This window comes from Streptomyces himalayensis subsp. himalayensis (assembly GCF_013778455.1).
Classification (GTDB): Bacteria; Actinomycetota; Actinomycetes; order Streptomycetales; family Streptomycetaceae; genus Streptomyces; species Streptomyces himalayensis.
This window is the reverse complement of sequence record NZ_JACEHE010000098.1, coordinates 1-726: the sequence shown is the minus strand read 5'-3', so window position 1 is coordinate 726 and position 726 is coordinate 1. Positions and strand designations below refer to the sequence as shown.

Annotated in this window: 1 protein-coding gene; it reads right to left on the bottom strand. The window is 72.6% G+C overall.

From position 1 onward, the window contains the following. The coding region (locus H1D24_RS41600; protein WP_309484638.1) for an MFS transporter at positions 1-710 on the bottom strand (710 nt) is incomplete at its 3' end. Between the last annotated feature and the right edge of the window lie 16 nt (positions 711-726).

The following is a 726-nucleotide window of genomic DNA, read 5'->3' as shown; positions in this document are numbered from 1 at the left end:
GAGGTGCCGCGGACGGCGAGGGCGATGAGCGGGAGCAGGGTGAGTACGGCGATGACCGTGCCGACCAGGGGCGGCCCGGTCACGCCGAGGGAGGAGTCCAGGGCCGTACCCGCGATCCAGGACCCGCCGGCCACGCCGACGTTGAAGGCGGAGGTGGTCAGCGCGGACGTGAGGGTGGGGGCGTCGCCGGCGAAACGCATGGCGAGCGAGGTGACGACGGGGTTCACCGTGAATCCGGTCAGGCCCATGAGGAAGACGAGGACGGTGGCCGTGGCCGCGTTGGTGGACAGCGGGATCATCAGGAGCAGAACGAGGGCGGTGGCTGCGGCGGCGGTGATGGTGGTGGCCATCGGCCAGCGCTCACCCAGACGGCCACCGGTGGTGGTGCCGCCCAGGGCGCCGACGCCGAAGGCGATGAGGACGAACGGGACGGCGCCCGCCGGGATCCCGGCGCGGTCGGTCAGCAGCGGGGTGACGTAGCTGTAGGTCGCCAGGACACCGCCCATGATCAGCATGGCGGCGCTCAGCGCCAGCCACAGCCGGCCCTGGCGCAGCGCGCCGAACTCGGCGCGCAGCGAGACGGTCGTCCGCTGTTCCTGGGTCGGAATAAAGCGGCCGATGAAGACGGCGGCGAGCGCGGAGAGAGCGGCCAGGGCCCAGAACGGGCCGCGCCAGCCGACGAACTGGCCGACGAAGGACCCGATGGGCACGCCGACGACGTTGGCC